Source organism: Halorubrum salsamenti (assembly GCF_007671685.1).
GTDB classification, from domain to species: Archaea; Halobacteriota; Halobacteria; order Halobacteriales; family Haloferacaceae; genus Halorubrum; species Halorubrum salsamenti.
The window spans coordinates 825,789-840,136 of sequence record NZ_VCNL01000002.1 but is presented as its reverse complement, the minus strand read 5'-3'; the positions used below and the strand labels follow the sequence as shown (position 1 = coordinate 840,136).

Here is a 14,348-nt window from a genome sequence, read left to right as displayed (position 1 = left end):
CCGGAACCGCGGTCCGATGTCCGCATCCTTTTGTCCGGCGGCGAGAATCGGTGGCGCATGGAGGTCGGAATCGTGGCGCGGAAGGGGAGCGAGCGCGCGGTCGCCGTCGCCGACGAGCTGCGCGACGCGGTCGTCGGTGCCGGGGCGTCCGTCTGGCTCGACGCGGAGACCGCCGACGCGCTCGGTGAGCCGGCTGCCGGCCGCGAGGTCGACGCGCTGGCCGCCTGCGACCTCGCGGTCGCGGTCGGCGGCGACGGGACGTTCCTCTTCGTCGCGCGCAACGCCGGGGACACCCCGATCGTCGGCGTCAATCTCGGAGAGGTCGGATTCCTCAACGCCGTCCCCCCGGAGGCGGCCGCGGAGGCCGTCGTCTCGGAGGTCGAGGCGTTCGACCGCGGCGAGATGGACGTGTGGGAGGCCCCGCGGCTCGCCGCCACGACCGACGAGTGGAGCTCCGTCCCCGCAGCCAACGAGATCGTGGTCCAAGGCGACCGGCGCGGCCCCGGCGCCGGGATCGACTACGAGGTCCGCGTGGACGGGAGCCGGTACGCGGGCGGACACGCCGACGGGGTCCTCGTCGCGACGCCGACCGGCTCGACCGCGTACAACCTCTCGGAGGGCGGACCGCTCGTCCACCCCGAGGTGAGCGGGCTCGTCGTCAACGAGATGGTCGCCGACGAGGGGATGCCCCCGCTCGTGGTCGACGCCGACGCGACCGTGACCGTGGCGGTCGAGGGCGTCGAGGAGATCGTCGTCGCCAGCGACGGGCGAAACGTGACGAGCCTCCCCGCCCCGGCCGAGGTGACCGTCGAGCGAACGACCCCGCCGATGCGGATCGCGGGCCCTCCCTCCGACTTCTTCGAGGCGCTCGGGAAGCTGTCGTGAGCGGGCGAACGCGGCGACGCCCGGCTCGCTCTCGGGCCCCCGGTCGACTCGCAAGCTTCAACCGCCGGTCGGTCGCATCTTCCGCCCATGTCGCTTCCGATCGGTTTGGCCCCGTTCGCGAACCAGTCGCGGACCGCCCACGCCGGCGTCCTCGTCGGCGGCGCCCTCGCCTGCCTGATCGGCTACGTCGGCGCCGCCGCGCTCCTGTTCGAGATCGGCGCCCTCGATCACGGCGCACCGGACGGTCCCCGACGGGTCGCCTCCGCGGTCGCGTCGCTGGCCTGCTGGGGGTTCTACGCCGCCGGGTTCGTCCGGGGCAGGGGCGGGCCGGTGGCGGACGCGTTCGTCTACCCGGTCGGGACCGTGGCGGTCGTCCCGACCGCGTTTCGGTGGGTCACGTTCGGGCCGGCGTGGGTCGCGTTCCGAGACCGGATCGCCCTCTTCCTCTTTCGGCCGGGGCTGTTCGTCGACGCCGCCGCGCTGATCCTCCCCGGGGTCGCCTTCGCCGTCGGCCTGCTCGCGCTCTGGGCGTCCCGCCTCGACGAGACCGAGATCGAGGCGTGGCAGCGGGAGCACCTCTCGACGGCGTTCCGACGGGAGTTCATCGATGAGTGAGGTCTCTTAAAATGCCGAGACGCTCCACAAAGCGTTTATCGCCCGAGGGAACACCACCGCTCGTGAATCGTCGAACCGGGATCGTCGGGTACGCACTCGCGGGGGTCGCGCTGGCCGCGTTCGCGGCGCTCGCGTGGGTCGTCTCACCCGACGCCGTGCTCGGGCCGTTGACGTGGCTCGCCGACGATCCCGTCCGGTTCGGGGCCGCGCTGGTCGCGCTGACGGCGATCAGGCCGTTTCTCGCGTGGCCCACGACGCTGCTCGCCGTCGTCGCCGGCTTCGGGTACGGATGGGCCGGGCTCCCGCTCGGCGTCGCCGCGATGGTCGCGACCGCGCTTCCGCCGTACTGGCTCGCGCGGGCCGGGCGCGTCCGAGCCCGCGAGGGATCGCGGGTCGCCGACCGACTCTGCGACGCCGGCGAGCGGCTGGCCGCGACCACCGGCGGCGTTCGGGCGGTCACCGCGAGCCGGCTGCTGCCGGTCCCCTCGGACGCCGTCTCCGTCGCCGCCGGCGGGTCGGGGATCCGCCTCCGGTCCCTGCTCGTCGGCACGGCGTTCGGAGAGCTCCCGTGGGCGGTCGTCGGCGTCGCGATCGGGGTCTCCGTCACCCGGCTCGCGGACGGGGGCGTCGCCTCGATCGATCCGACCGCGTTAGTCGCGATGGCTGGCCTCGGAACGCTGCTGCTCGTCGGACCGCTGTATCGAACGTTTATAAGAGATCGCGCGTCGCCGACCGCGTGACCGGCGTGGGTACGGCGCACGTCGTCTCGCTCCGTCGCGTCGAACGAAACCCGACCGTCCCGGCGCGTAGCGCCGCGGCGGGACGATCGAACGGGTCGTGTGCCTCCGAAGAGGGACCGATCTCAGCGTGCATTCCCCTGGTCCCCGAATCCCGGGACCGCTCCCAGCCCTGACCCCGAAGCCGCGGTCGACGCGGTCGGACCGCTCGCCGATTGGTGCGATCGGACCGCGGCTTCAACGGGGGACCGAGGGGTGTGCGACGGGTCGGCGACTACGCCGTCTCGTCGTCGCTCGCGTTGGTTCCGTCGGTGTCGTCGTCCGTTCCGTTGCCGTCTCCGGACTCGCCGTCCGTCTCCTCGTAGTCGACCTCGATCCCGCTCGGGACCGGTCGCAAGAGGTACCGCCCGTTCCCGCGCCGGACGGGGGCGAAGTCGGCGGTGAACACCGTTCGGGTGTTCTCGCGAACGTCGAACCCCGCGTTGAACGTCAGCGGGGCGTTCCCCGGGAGGTCGACCGCGGCCTCGTCGCCGCCCTCTAGGGTGCCGTCGGCGTTCGAGACGTCGAGCTGGAGGAACCGGTACGTACCGACCGAAAGCTCGCGCTCGTCGATCAGCTTCGTCTCCCCGTTCTGTAGCCGGACGAGGTCGGCCTCCTGCGCCTCGTCGAACTCGAGGTACTCGCGGCCGGAGGGTTCGCCGCCCTCCTCGTCGTCCTCCCCGTCGCTCCCGTCATCGGTCTCGTTGCCGTCGGTACCATCGGCGTTGGTCGCGTTCCCGTCGTCCGTCTCGTTCCCGTCCGCGCCGCTCTCGGCGCCCTCGGGACCGAGCCAGATCCCTTCGACGGTGACCACGAGCGACTCGAAGTCACCGATGTCTGCGGGCTGGTCGGTGACGGCGGTCGCGAGCGTCCCGGTCGCGCGACCGACGCAGCCGGCGAGGCCGGACACGCCGAGCGCGGCGGCGCCGGTCGCCTGCAGGTAGGTCCGCCGGTCGAGCGCGTCGAGGTCGGGCGTGCGGTCCGTCACGTTACGCACCCTCCTCCCCGTCATCCTCGCCGCCGTCCGCACCGGTTCCGTTGCCGGCCTCGTCGCTCACGTTCTCACCGAGGTCGTCGCCGCCGCCGGAGAGGAAGTCGTTCACGCTACTCAGGATGTCGCCGACGAAGTCCGGAACCTGATCCGGCAGGTCGCTCGGCGGTCCCGCGTCGCCCGAGGCGTTGTCCGGTCCGGACGTCGCCGCGACGGCACCGGCGGCCGCGCCGGTCCCGATCAGTACCACCGTGGCGAGCGCCACGATCAGTGTCGTTCGGATCGCGTTCATGACGGTCTCCGCTCGGGCCGCTGTTACCTTTAATACCCCGAGCCGTTCAGCCCAATTACGCCCGATTTAACTCGGTTTAATCGACGGAAGGCGGCCTGACGGCGTGAATTCGGAGCGATCGACGGTCGTTTATAAAAGAGCCCGCCTATCGGCCGGATCGACACCGCGAGCGCGAACCGCGTCAGTGGACTTCGACCGGGTCAGGGCTCCAGTCGGTTCGGGTCGCGCGGGAACATGATCGCCTCCTTGATGTTGTCGAGGTCGGCGACCTTCTGGACGAGCCGGTCGATGCCGAGCCCGTAGCCGCCGTGCGGCGGGGTGCCGAAGCTGAGCGCCTCGATGTAAAATTCGAAGTTGGCGGTCTCGACGCCCTCCTCCTCCATGACATCGACCATGCGGTCGACGTCGTGCTCGCGCTGGCCGCCCGAGGAGAGCTCCTGGCCCTTATAAATGAGGTCGAACTTCCGCGAGGCGATGTCGTCCTCGGGCACGTCCTGCATGTAGTAGAACTTCTCGTCGGGGTAGCCGACAACGAAGAACGCGGGGTGGCCCCGCTCCTCGAAGTGCTGGCCGAGCAGCTTCTCGCCCTTCGTGTCGAGGTCGGTCGGGTCGTCCGGGAAGTGGCCGAACTCGGTCTCGAGGATGTCGAGCGCCTCGTCGAAGGTGATCCGCGGGAAGTCGTCCTCGGGGACGTCGAGGTCGACGTCGAGCAGGTCGAGCTCGCGTTCGGCGTTCTCGGCGGCCGCGCGGAGCGCGTGGCGCAGCGACTCCTCCTGTACGTCCATCACGTCGTCGTGGTCGTCGATGTACGCGAGCTCGACGTCGAACATCGCGATCTCGGAGACGTGCCGGGAGGTCGCGAAGTCCTCGGCGCGGAACGCGGTGCCCGTCTCGTAGACGGCCTCGTAGCCCGACGCCATCAGCATCTGCTTGTACAGCTGGGGGCTCTGCGAGAGGAACGCGTCCTGGTTGTAGTAGAGGATGGGGAACAGCTCGGCGCCGCCCTCGGCGCCGCCCTTCGAGATGAGCGGGGTCTTGATGTCGACGAAGCCTTCGTCGTCGAACCACTCCTCCATCGCCGTCATCAGCTTCGAGCGCAGGGTGAACACGGCGAGCGTCTCCGGCTTGCGGAGGTCGAGCGCGCGGTTGTCGAGCCGGGTCGAGAGGTCGACCTCGATGTCCTTCGAGATCTCTAAGGGGAGCGGGGAGTCGGCCTCGTCGATGACCTCGTACTCGGTGGGCGCGATCTCGACGCCGCCGGGCGCCTGATCGCTCTCCAGCGGCTCGCCGACCACGCGGACCACGTCCTCGGCGCCGACGTCCTGGACGGCCTCGAACAGCTCCGGCTCGCGCTCCTCCTTGAAGACGATCTGGATGAGCCCCTCGCGGTCGCGCACGATGAGGAAGACGAGGCCTCCCAGGTCGCGGATCTCGTGGACGTGGCCGGCGATGGCGACCTCGTCCGCGTCCGGTTCGACGTCCGACGTGTGGATTCGCTCGATCATAACGGTGGCTGCTTACGCGCAACTGGTCGGGCGTTCGTCATAGGCCTGTCGTCTCGCCCTCGCCGGAACCGGCCGATCTGGGTCATCTGCGCGGGATTTGCGCCCCTGACTCGGCGGAACGCTCCCGCATCTATAAGATGGTTGGTACCATTTCACATGGACGCCATAGATTTAATAGCCATCCGACATATCGGAGCGATAACGGCGCTTTGCGCCGCCGGAGTCCACGTATGACCCGCTTCCGTTCCGCCGTCTCGGCGTCCGCCGCCCCCGTCAGCGGCGCGTCCCTCGGCTGGAACGGCTACGGGATTCCGGAGACACGGTCCGTCCGCCCGACCGCGTGACGCGCGTCGGCTGGGGGAGTTCCCCGCGGGACGGACCGCCTCCCGACTTCTCCAGCCGTCGCTGTGTCGCTCGGTGATCACCGACCGCCGGACGCGACCGTGTTCCCCTCGCGAGCGTCGGGTCTGCCCGTAACGGACCCGCGTTCGAGGCCGCGGACCGGTCCGCGCCGCGTTCGACTCGCGGCGGGGGGCTCATGGCAGCAGCCATCCACACGGAGACCGTGGAAGCGACCGTGACGGTTCGCGTCTCGCAGGCGGCCGCCGGCGACCTCGCCGCCGGCGCCCGCGCGCAACTGGATCGAGTCGACGGCGTCGACGTCGAGGACCTGTCGATCGCCGGCCTCCAGCCCGGGCTCAACGACACGACGGTCGAGGCGGTCGCGACCCTCGCGGTCCCGGACGCGGACCGATCCGCCGAGCGCGTCGCAGAGCGCGTCGCCGACCGGTTGGCCGACGCGTTCGGCGTCGAACCGGAACGGGTCGAGCGGGTCGAACCGCCGGGCTGACCGGGGGACTTCGGTCGGGCCCTACTCCGCTCCGAGTCGGTCCCGCACGTCTCGCTCCGCCCGGCGGAGCACGTCCCGAACCGGGAGCCCGGTCGCTTCGGCGACCGCGGCGGCGTCGTCGTACTCGGCGCTCACGTCGTACACGTCGCCGTCGGCGGTCGACGCGACTTTCACCGCCACTTCGTGGTCGTCGCCGTCGACCGAGAGCGCCGCCGCCTCGAAGTCGCGCTCGGCGATCCACCGGTGGCTCGCGCCGGACTGACGGACTCCGAGGGTCCCCGTCTCCCGGGCGAGCCGCTCCGCGACCGCCTCGGCGTCCTCGGGCTTGCAGATCACCTTCACGAGGTGGCCCGGCCGCGACTTCTTCATCGTGGTCGGGACGATCGTCACGTCGCGCGCGCCGGCGTGCTCGAGCGTCTCCTGAAGCCCGCCGAGCACCTCGGGGGCGGCGTCGTCGAGGTTCGTTTCGAGGACCGCGATCTCGTCGTGGACGAGGCCGCGGGTGCGGTCGTCGCCCCGGTGGGCCGCGCCGCCGTGCCCGTGAGCGTGGCCGTGAACATGATTCTCGGCCTCCGACTCGCTCCCCTCGCCGACCAGCGCCCGAAGGACGTTCGGATGCTCCGGGAAGGTCGCGTCGCCCGCGCCGTACCCGGCGGCGTCGACGGCGAGGCCGGGGATCGCGTCGGCGCCCTCGGCGACCGCGGCGAGGATCGCGGCGCCCGTGGGCGTGAGCAGTTCGCGGTCGACCGGCCCGCCGACCACCGCGAAGTCGGCGCCGGCCGCGATCTCGGTCGTCGCCGGCGCGGGGACCGGGTAGACGCCGTGGCTCATCTCCACCTCGCCGCCGCCCGTCGCGACCGGAGTCGTCACGACCCGATCGGGACCGAGGTCGTCGAGCAGCAGCGCCGCGCCGACCACGTCGGCGATCGCGTCGTCGGCGCCGACCTCGTGGAAGTGGGTCTCGTCGAGGTCGGTGCCGTGGACCGACGCCTCCGCTCGGCCGAGGCGCTCGAAGGCGTCGAGCGCGACCGATTCGACCGAGTCGGGGAGGTCCATCGACTCAACGACCCCGACGACCTCGGGGTAGCTGCGGTGGACGCCGGCCCCTTCGGCGTGTTCGCGGTCGCTATGGGTGTGTTCGCGGTCGCTATGGGTGTGTTCGGAATCGTCGTGTTCGTGGGAGTGGTCGTGTTCGGAGTCGGCGTGAGAGTGGTCGTGGCCGTGCTCATGGGTGTGATCGGGAGTGTGACCGCCACCGTGAGTGTGGCCGTCGCTGTCGTCATCGCTGTCCCCATCGCCGTCGCCGTCGAGAAGCACGTCGACGGTCGTCGCCCGGATCCCGTTTTTGGTCGTCTCCCCGACCTCGTACCGGACCGGAAGCCGATCGGCCACGGGCGCGAGGGCGTCGGGGTCGGCGCCGGCCGCGATCAGCGCGGCGCAGATCATGTCGCCGGCGGCGCCGGTCCGACCGTCGAAAACGAGCGTTCGCATGACCGATCGGAGGCAACCGCGGAACAAATACTCCCGGTATCAGACTCACGGTGATCCGCTCCGCGTCCGACTTTTAAGCGATTCTCCCGATACCGTCGTTCGTCGGGTCTTCGGTGCTTCTGTCGGGACGCGGAAACCTGTTCGTTTAACCCGCCGTGTGTCGTTGTGGGAGTATATGGTTGAGGTCTTACTTCTCGTCGGGTTCGTGGTCGCGGCGTTCGTCGGATACAACATCGGCGGCGCGACGACCGGGCCGGCGTTCGGGCCGGCGGTCGGCGCGGACGTGATCTCGAAGTCGGGCGCCGCGGCGCTGATGTCGGTGTTCTTCTTTATCGGCGCGGGGACGCTCGGACAGCGCGTCGTGACGACGCTCGGCGAGGACCTGGTCACCGGCGGGAACGTGTTCACGCTGGAGACGAGCATCGTCGTCCTCTTTTTCATCGGCGGCGCGCTGTTCGTCGGGAACTTCGCCGGCGTGCCCGCGTCGACGTCGATGACGGCGGTCGGCGCCATCGCCGGGCTGGGGCTGGCGACCGGCACCCTCGACCGGGCCGTGATGGGCGAGATCGCCATCTGGTGGATCGTCGCGCCGATCATCGGGTTCTGGGTCTCCGGCGTCGTCGGTCGGTACTTCTACCCCGCGATCGACAGCTGGGTGGCGATCGAGAGCACCGACGGCGCGCTGTTCGAGTTCGACCGGTCGGGGCTCGTCCCGACGCCCGTCCCGGGGCCGAACACGACGCGCCGCGAGCTGGTCGGCGGCTTCGTCGTCATCGCGATCGGCTGTCTGATGGCCTTCTCCTCGGGCACGTCGAACATCGCGAACGCGATCGCGCCGCTCGTCGCGCTCGATAACGTCGAGATGACGCCGATGATCCTCCTCGGGAGCGCCGCCGTCGCGGTCGGCGCGTTCACGATCGCGCGCCGGACGCTCGACACGCTCGGCAACGACATCACCGACCTCCCGCTCACCGCGGCGATCGTCGTCGCCTGCGTCTCCTCCGGGATCGTCATCAGCCTCTCGGCGGTGGGGATCCCGGCGTCGTTCGTCATCATCGCGACGATGTCGATCGTCGGCCTCGGGTGGGGACGCGCGACGCGGACCGTGACGGTCAAACAGGGGATCAGCGGCGAGAAGGAGCCGAAGGTCTCCGTCGGCGCGCTGAAGGCCGACGAGACGGGACCGATCGGCGAGGGCGACCCGTCGGACATCCCCTCCGCGTCGGACCTGTTCAACCCGAGCACGAGCGCGCGCGTCGTGCTGATGCAGAACGTCGTCCCGATCCTCTCGACGGTCGGTGCGCTCGTCACGTTCACGCTCCTGTTCCGGTTCGTCTGGTGAGGACGCGCCGCCGCGAGCGGGGGAACGGGGGAGCGCGTGGACGCCCCGCGCTCACCGACCGAACCGGCGCTGTCGGTCCTGAAAGTCGAGCACCGCCCGGAGGTAGTCCCGCTTTCTGAAGTCTCGCCAGTTCACGTCAGTGAAGTAGAGCTCGGCGTACACCGACTGCCAGATGGCGAAGTCGGAGAGCCGCTCGGCTCCGGTCTTGATCACGAGGTCCGGCTCCTCGGGGAACACCAGCCGGTCCGAGATGTCGGCGGCGTCGATCGACTCCGGATCGAGGTCGCCGACGTCCACGTCGGCCGCGAGCTCCCGGACCGCGGCCGCGAACTCGGCCTTGCCGCCGAGCCCGACCGTGATCCGGATCGGCGCGTCACTCGATCGCTCGTCGCGCACCCGCTGTCCGGTGCCACTTCCGGCGCCGCTTTCGGCGTCGCGTTCGAAATCGGCCGCGCCCCCGTCGAGCGCCGCGTCTTCCGGTCCCCGAACGACGAGCCGTCGGGGGGCGTCAACCTGACGGAGTTCGCGGACGAGCGTCGGGACGACGGCGGCGTCAAGCACGGACACCGAGACGGTGACGCGGTCCGCGCCGTACTCGAAGGCCCACCCGAGCGACGCCGAGAGGGTGTCGAACGCGCCGTCGGCGAGGAGGTCGCGCTCGGTGATGACGATCGCGACGTGTTCGGGCGGGTCGCCGTCGTGGAGGCGGTGGCGAACGGCGAGGTACGTGTCGTACAGGCCCACGTTGGAAGGTCCCACTGCGGAGTATAAAAGATCACGTCACCAGGACGTCGCGGCGTTCCCGGGCGTCACGACTCCCGGGAAAAAAGCGCCGACCGCGGCACTCGAACCGGACGCGGCCGGCGACGAGGGGTTTAATTCGCCGTCGCCCGTAGCGGCGGCGATGGCAGACAGCTACCGCGGGGTGTTCGGCGCGATCCCCTACGCGATCCGCGAGACGGAGTCGTGGACGATGCGCGTGTACGGCGTGATCGGGGCGCTCGCGGCCGGACTGATCGCGACGGTGGTCTCCCTCGCGCTCGTCGTCTGGATGGCCGAGACCGCGGAGGTACAGGGCGGAACGTTCCTGTTCTCTCGGTCGCTGTACGTGATCGCCGGGTTCGCCGCGGTCGCGCCCCTGCTCGCGCCCCTGCTGTTCGTCGCTCGCCGACACCGCCGCGGCGACCCCGTGAAGTCGGGATACGACCGGAAGCTCGCGTACGGCGGATTCCTGTTCCTCCTCTCGCTGTACGTCGGGCTGATCATCTCCGCGCCGGCGGAGCTCCGCGAGCCGACCGAGTCGGCCGTCGTCGGCGCCCTCTACGGGCTCCCGCAGATCGCCGGCGTCGTCCCGCCGGTCCTCGCCGCCCTCGTCGTGTTCGCGATCCACTACCGGCTTCGGGGGGGCGACGAGAGCGAGGCGACGAACGCGACCGGCGCCACCGACGCGACCGACACCGACACCCCTTAGTCGGACGCCCCCGACGGTCCGAGTGCGGTGGGATGGCAGAGTGGCCCATTGCGCCGGTCTTGAAAACCGGTAGCCTCACGGCTTCCTGGGTTCGAATCCCAGTCCCACCGTCAGCGCGCGGCGCACCCCGCGCCGCGTGCGTTTCGTGCGGCGATTCGAATCAGAGAGCGATCGATAGGGAGCGACCGTGGTTCGAATCCCAGTCCCACCGTCAGCGCGCGGCGCCCACCGCGTCGCGCGCGTCTCGCACGACAAAAAGAAACCTCTTTCAGTTACGTCTCGGATCGGCGTCGAGGCCGATCGACTCGCTTCCGCGATCCCGCACGGCCTGAACCGCGAGCCCAGCGCTCTCGGTCCGCCACATTCGAGATCCGTCTCGTCCGGTGACGCGTGGTATCGTGTGCCGCATTATCTTTAACAGGTTTCCGAGCCATGTAACTGACAGGTGATTCAACGATGAGCTACGAACTCGATCCGCTGCCGTACGATTACGACGCGCTGGAGCCGCACATTTCCGAGCAGGTGCTGGAATGGCATCACGACACCCACCACCAAGGGTACGTGAACGGATGGAACTCGGCGGAGGAGACGCTCGAAGCGAACCGCGAGGAGCACGACTTCTCGTCGTCTGCGGGCGCTATTCGGAACGTGACGCACAACTCCTCGGGACACATTCTGCACGACCTGTTCTGGCAGAACATGAGCCCCGAGGGCGGCGACGAGCCCGAGGGCGCGCTGGCCGACCGGATCGAGGAGGACTTCGGCTCGTACGAGGCGTGGAAGGGCGAGTTCGAGGCGGCGGCCTCGGGCGCGTCCGGCTGGGCGCTGCTCGTGTACGACACGTTCTCGAACCAGCTTCGGAACGTCGTGGTGGACAAGCACGACCAGGGCGCGATCTGGGGCGGCCACCCGATCCTGGCGCTGGACGTGTGGGAGCACTCCTACTACCACGACTACGGCCCGGCCCGCGGCGAGTTCGTCGACAACTTCTTCGAGGTCGTCGACTGGGACGAGCCCGCGACCCGCTACGAGCAGGCCGTCGAGCTCTTCGAGTAACGCTCTCCGCCCGAACGCGCCGCGACGCGCGTCGAAACCCCGAATATTTTCGAACCCCGACCGCTGAGCGATAGCGTCGTCTCTCGGAGTGAGGAGCCGTTCGGTGCCGTCCGTATCGGCAGCGTTTACGGAGACGACGCCGTAGCGGCGCCCATGCCCGAGCCGAAGTCGACGTTCGACGCGACCTATCCGTGTGACTTCTACGAGCCCGCGGAGCTGTTCGAGCCCGATCAGATGTACACGATCCCCGAGATCGCCCGACTGCTGCAGGAGTTGGAGCCTGACGCCGAGGTCGACCCCGACACCGAGGCCGTGCTGATCGACTGGGCGATCCCGTGGGTGATGACTCACGCCGAGGACCTCGTGATCGCGGAGCCGCTGGCGGAGGACGGCCCCGGCTACTACGGGGTCGCGCCGCACGCGGTCGACGGGGACGAGGGAGAGGGGGAGAGCGAAAACGTCGACCCGCAAGACGGAGCGTGAGCCGGGAGCGACACGACGCCCCGGTGGTCCTCGTCGCCGGTGGCGCCCGCGTCGACGCCGGCAAAACGACGTTTTCGACCGGGCTGGCCGCGAGCCTCGCCGCCCGCGCCGGCGACGCGGTCGGGATCAAACCCCGCGCCGGCAACGACTACTGGTACGACCACGACGACTACCGGATCGCGACCGATTCGGGCCGGCTCTACGGGAAGGACGCGCGGCGCCTCGCGGCCGCGAGCACGCGACCGCTCCCGACCGTCGGCGATCGGAGCCCTCCCGAGGCGATCACTCCGGAGTCTATCAACCCCGTCCACCGACTCTGGCGGCCGACGCCCGGCCGAACCGGCATGCTGGGCGACACGGATCGGACGTTCCTCTGCGATCGGGTGACGACCGAGGACGGCTCCCGGTTCGTCGTCAACGGGGCGGCCGAGGCCGCGGGGCTGCTCCCCGACGGGCTCGCCGACCGACTCCCGCTGGCGGAGGCGACCCGCGTCGACGACGTGGCGGCGTTCAACGACGTGATGGCGGCCGACTACCTCCCGGCGTTCGACCGCCTCGCGGCCCGTGTCTCGGCGGCGGCGGTCCCCGTGGTCGTCGAGTCGTACGCGGACATCGCCGGGCCGCTCCCGCGGGAGGGACCGGTCGAGCCCGACGCGGTCGCGATCGTCGACCCGGGCCGCGCGCGGATCTACGCCGGCGACCGGTACGCGAAGGCGCGCCGGGTCGCGTCCGGCGGCCCGCGCGAGGGAGCGATGGAGGAGCACACCGGGACCGTGACGGAGATGATCGAGCCGCTGGCGACCGTCGACCTGCCGGCGCTGTCCGGTGACGAACGAGGGGATCCGAACCGCGTCGCGGAACGCTACGGTTCGGCCTACGAGACGCTGTTCGACGCCGTCTAGCGAGAGATCGGACAGTAACTCGGAAGAAAACGCTAACGGTGTACTCAGGCGTTCCGCTTCGAGTAGTGGTCGATCGCGGACTCGATCGAGGAGAGATCGGCGTTCACCCGACTGTCGGCGACGCGCATGAAGCCGGGGGTGTACGACTTGGAGTAGTCGAAGATGGCGTTGACCGCGCGCTTCGGGGCGGAGACGGCCGTGAAGTCGGTGACCGTGTACACGCGTGTCGTCGGGAACGCGGTCCAGAACGTGCTGGAGACCCAGCGGTCCTCGTCCTCGAAGGCCGTCCCGATCCGACCGGTGGCGAGGTACTCGTCGTCGTGGTAGAAGAGGAGGAGGTCGCCTTCTTCCATCCGCTCGAACGTCGAGCCGTTGCCGCTGTCGTCGTCGACGGCCCACAGGCGGGCCTCGTCGAGGTCGGCGAGGGCGTCCGGGCGGTCGTCGTACTCGGTGAGGTCGACCGCGGACCGGACCGTTCGATCGAAGTTCTCCGGGTCGATCGGGACCAGGAAGACGTTCGCGCTCATTACCCCTATTTCCGTCGGGAGGGGTTTAAAGCCGTTCGTTGCTTCGGCGGCCCTTCGACGACCGTCTCCCGATCGCGGCTCAGTCGTCGTCGTACCCGTCGTAGATCCGGTCCATCCGCGCGGCCATCACGAAGTCGGACTCGTGGAGCCCGCCGACCTCGTGGCTCCACATCTCGACGGCCACCTCGCCCCACGAGAGGTGGATGTCGGGGTGGTGCCACTCCTCCTCGGCGAGCTCGCCGATCTCGTTCGTGAACGCCAGCGCCTCCGCGAAGTCGTCGAACTCGTAGGTCGCTTCGAGGTGGTGGTCGTCGACGACTTCCCACGCCGAACCGATCTCGGCGAGGTACTCGGCGTACTCGTCGTCGGTTAACGGCTCGGTTCCCTCGTCGGCCGGCTCGACCGGCTCGTCAGCGAGCGGTGATGACATATCACACTCTTGGGCGACGAACGGCTTGTACCTTCCGCGGATCGGTTCGGCGGGAACGGACGTCTGTCGAACTCAGCAAGCGGCCACAACAACCTCGGGTGATGGGATGAATACCTCTCGCCGTCGTCGTTCTCGACGAGCCGCTCACTCACCGTCAGCTCGCGAGTCCGCTCCGCGTCGAGCGCCGACGCCGAGTTCTAGCCGTTCCCTAGAAGCATCAATCAGAACAATACTTTATACTAACATGTTCATGAGAAATGTAATGGATGAGATGAAAGAGGAGTATACCACCGAAGAAATCGACCAACGATTCGCACTGTTAACCCGGTACGAGCGTCGGTGTCTCATTCAGTTCCTGCAAGAAAGCGAGACAGACCACGTGCCGGTCAGTGATGTGGTGAGCCACCTTCGGAAGCAGGACCCGACGTCAGACGAGCCTGATACAATCGCAATCAACCTCCACCACAGCCACCTTCCAAAGCTCGCCACGATCGATGCGTTTGATTACGACTCTCGCTCCGAGACGATCCGATACTCCGGTGATGAACTCCTCAGCAGACTCCTTGAATCAACACCGGAGACACACACTCCCGGCACCTGAAAACCGAGTGCACTCTCGTGCACCTCGTTTGATAGCTGCACGCTTTGTATTCGGCACGGCCGCGAGAGCGTATCACTTACTAGAAGAACCCTTTTCGGCCATCTTTTCGCGCTCAACGTACCAGTCACGGC

General features: G+C 69.1%; 17 protein-coding genes and 1 tRNA gene. 11 read left to right on the top strand and 7 right to left on the bottom strand.

Annotation, left to right across the window (positions count from 1 at the left end; genetic code table 11):
* The first annotated feature begins 57 nt into the window (after positions 1-57).
* The 3 genes from FGL94_RS08820 (at position 58) to FGL94_RS08810 (ending at position 2,240) form a co-directional block, all read left to right on the top strand.
* Positions 58-885, top strand: coding sequence for an NAD(+)/NADH kinase (locus FGL94_RS08820; RefSeq protein WP_144923569.1), 828 nt, complete (start codon positions 58-60; stop codon positions 883-885).
* 87 nt (positions 886-972) lie between these two features.
* Positions 973-1,500, top strand: a complete 528-nt coding sequence (locus tag FGL94_RS08815; RefSeq protein WP_144923566.1) for a hypothetical protein — start codon at positions 973-975, stop codon at positions 1,498-1,500.
* 62 nt (positions 1,501-1,562) lie between these two features.
* Positions 1,563-2,240: a TVP38/TMEM64 family protein gene (locus FGL94_RS08810; RefSeq protein WP_144923563.1), complete on the top strand. Its 678-nt coding sequence runs from the start codon at positions 1,563-1,565 to the stop codon at positions 2,238-2,240.
* Positions 2,241-2,511: 271 nt separating this feature from the next.
* Here the strand turns inward: FGL94_RS08810 and FGL94_RS08805 are convergent, their stop codons facing one another.
* The 3 genes from FGL94_RS08805 to aspS all read right to left on the bottom strand — a co-directional run bounded on the left by FGL94_RS08805 (position 2,512) and on the right by aspS (position 5,064).
* On the bottom strand, positions 2,512-3,264 hold the full coding sequence (locus FGL94_RS08805) for a DUF4382 domain-containing protein (protein WP_144923560.1): 753 nt from the start codon (positions 3,262-3,264) through the stop codon (positions 2,512-2,514).
* 1 nt (position 3,265) lies between these two features.
* Complete coding sequence (locus FGL94_RS08800; protein WP_144923557.1) at positions 3,266-3,559, bottom strand: hypothetical protein; 294 nt, start codon at positions 3,557-3,559, stop codon at positions 3,266-3,268.
* A 200-nt stretch (positions 3,560-3,759) separates the two neighbouring features.
* Positions 3,760-5,064: an aspartate--tRNA(Asn) ligase gene (aspS, locus tag FGL94_RS08795; protein WP_144923554.1), complete on the bottom strand. Its 1,305-nt coding sequence runs from the start codon at positions 5,062-5,064 to the stop codon at positions 3,760-3,762.
* Positions 5,065-5,602: 538 nt separating this feature from the next.
* On the opposite strand from aspS, the gene FGL94_RS08790 reads away from it, so the two are divergent.
* On the top strand, positions 5,603-5,914 hold the full coding sequence (locus FGL94_RS08790; RefSeq protein WP_144923551.1) for a hypothetical protein: 312 nt from the start codon (positions 5,603-5,605) through the stop codon (positions 5,912-5,914).
* A gap of 21 nt (positions 5,915-5,935) precedes the next feature.
* Here the strand turns inward: FGL94_RS08790 and larC are convergent, their stop codons facing one another.
* Complete coding sequence (larC, locus tag FGL94_RS08785) at positions 5,936-7,405, bottom strand: nickel pincer cofactor biosynthesis protein LarC (RefSeq protein ID WP_144923549.1); 1,470 nt, start codon at positions 7,403-7,405, stop codon at positions 5,936-5,938.
* A gap of 175 nt (positions 7,406-7,580) precedes the next feature.
* Here larC and FGL94_RS08780 point away from each other — a divergent pair, with 175 nt between their 5' ends.
* The gene (locus FGL94_RS08780) at positions 7,581-8,747 is read left to right on the top strand and encodes an inorganic phosphate transporter (RefSeq protein WP_144923546.1); all 1,167 of its coding nucleotides are present in this window, start codon (positions 7,581-7,583) and stop codon (positions 8,745-8,747) included.
* A gap of 51 nt (positions 8,748-8,798) precedes the next feature.
* Here FGL94_RS08780 and FGL94_RS08775 read toward each other — a convergent pair whose 3' ends face one another.
* Positions 8,799-9,491: an undecaprenyl diphosphate synthase family protein gene (locus tag FGL94_RS08775; RefSeq protein WP_144923543.1), complete on the bottom strand. Its 693-nt coding sequence runs from the start codon at positions 9,489-9,491 to the stop codon at positions 8,799-8,801.
* Positions 9,492-9,651: 160 nt separating this feature from the next.
* Here FGL94_RS08775 and FGL94_RS08770 point away from each other — a divergent pair, with 160 nt between their 5' ends.
* From FGL94_RS08770 to FGL94_RS08750, 5 genes are all read left to right on the top strand, one after another.
* On the top strand, positions 9,652-10,218 hold the full coding sequence (locus tag FGL94_RS08770; protein WP_144923539.1) for a hypothetical protein: 567 nt from the start codon (positions 9,652-9,654) through the stop codon (positions 10,216-10,218).
* A gap of 26 nt (positions 10,219-10,244) precedes the next feature.
* A tRNA-Ser gene (locus tag FGL94_RS08765) sits at positions 10,245-10,328 on the top strand.
* Positions 10,329-10,674: 346 nt separating this feature from the next.
* On the top strand, positions 10,675-11,274 hold the full coding sequence (sod, locus tag FGL94_RS08760; RefSeq protein WP_144923537.1) for a superoxide dismutase: 600 nt from the start codon (positions 10,675-10,677) through the stop codon (positions 11,272-11,274).
* Positions 11,275-11,427: 153 nt separating this feature from the next.
* Positions 11,428-11,757, top strand: coding sequence for a DUF5827 family protein (locus FGL94_RS08755; RefSeq protein ID WP_144923534.1), 330 nt, complete (start codon positions 11,428-11,430; stop codon positions 11,755-11,757).
* On the top strand, positions 11,754-12,659 hold the full coding sequence (locus FGL94_RS08750) for an ATPase (protein WP_144923531.1): 906 nt from the start codon (positions 11,754-11,756) through the stop codon (positions 12,657-12,659). Before FGL94_RS08755 ends, FGL94_RS08750 begins: the two co-directional genes overlap by 4 nt.
* A gap of 44 nt (positions 12,660-12,703) precedes the next feature.
* On the opposite strand, the gene FGL94_RS08745 is transcribed toward FGL94_RS08750, so the two are convergent.
* Together FGL94_RS08745 and FGL94_RS08740 are read right to left on the bottom strand one after the other, a co-directional pair.
* On the bottom strand, positions 12,704-13,186 hold the full coding sequence (locus FGL94_RS08745; protein WP_144923528.1) for a hypothetical protein: 483 nt from the start codon (positions 13,184-13,186) through the stop codon (positions 12,704-12,706).
* 79 nt (positions 13,187-13,265) lie between these two features.
* Positions 13,266-13,616: a 4a-hydroxytetrahydrobiopterin dehydratase gene (locus FGL94_RS08740; RefSeq protein ID WP_144923525.1), complete on the bottom strand. Its 351-nt coding sequence runs from the start codon at positions 13,614-13,616 to the stop codon at positions 13,266-13,268.
* A gap of 262 nt (positions 13,617-13,878) precedes the next feature.
* Here FGL94_RS08740 and FGL94_RS08735 point away from each other — a divergent pair, with 262 nt between their 5' ends.
* A complete protein-coding gene (locus FGL94_RS08735) occupies positions 13,879-14,217 on the top strand; it encodes a DUF7344 domain-containing protein (protein ID WP_144923523.1) in 339 nt (112 codons plus the stop codon).
* Positions 14,218-14,348: the final 131 nt, after the last annotated feature.

Excerpts from the sequence above, each read along its gene's own strand:
- FGL94_RS08780 (WP_144923546.1), top strand. The coding sequence starts at position 7,581 with ATGGTTGAGGTCTTACTTCTCGTCGGGTTCGTGGTCGCGGCGTTCGTC.
- FGL94_RS08770 (WP_144923539.1), top strand. The coding sequence starts at position 9,652 with ATGGCAGACAGCTACCGCGGGGTGTTCGGCGCGATCCCCTACGCGATC.
- FGL94_RS08745 (WP_144923528.1), bottom strand. The coding sequence starts at position 13,186 with ATGAGCGCGAACGTCTTCCTGGTCCCGATCGACCCGGAGAACTTCGAT.
- aspS (WP_144923554.1), bottom strand. The coding sequence starts at position 5,064 with ATGATCGAGCGAATCCACACGTCGGACGTCGAACCGGACGCGGACGAG.
- sod (WP_144923537.1), top strand. The coding sequence starts at position 10,675 with ATGAGCTACGAACTCGATCCGCTGCCGTACGATTACGACGCGCTGGAG.
- FGL94_RS08800 (WP_144923557.1), bottom strand. The coding sequence starts at position 3,559 with ATGAACGCGATCCGAACGACACTGATCGTGGCGCTCGCCACGGTGGTA.
- FGL94_RS08740 (WP_144923525.1), bottom strand. The coding sequence starts at position 13,616 with ATGTCATCACCGCTCGCTGACGAGCCGGTCGAGCCGGCCGACGAGGGA.
- FGL94_RS08755 (WP_144923534.1), top strand. The coding sequence starts at position 11,428 with ATGCCCGAGCCGAAGTCGACGTTCGACGCGACCTATCCGTGTGACTTC.
- FGL94_RS08735 (WP_144923523.1), top strand. The coding sequence starts at position 13,879 with ATGGATGAGATGAAAGAGGAGTATACCACCGAAGAAATCGACCAACGA.
- FGL94_RS08820 (WP_144923569.1), top strand. The coding sequence starts at position 58 with ATGGAGGTCGGAATCGTGGCGCGGAAGGGGAGCGAGCGCGCGGTCGCC.
- FGL94_RS08790 (WP_144923551.1), top strand. The coding sequence starts at position 5,603 with ATGGCAGCAGCCATCCACACGGAGACCGTGGAAGCGACCGTGACGGTT.
- FGL94_RS08815 (WP_144923566.1), top strand. The coding sequence starts at position 973 with ATGTCGCTTCCGATCGGTTTGGCCCCGTTCGCGAACCAGTCGCGGACC.
- larC (WP_144923549.1), bottom strand. The coding sequence starts at position 7,405 with ATGCGAACGCTCGTTTTCGACGGTCGGACCGGCGCCGCCGGCGACATG.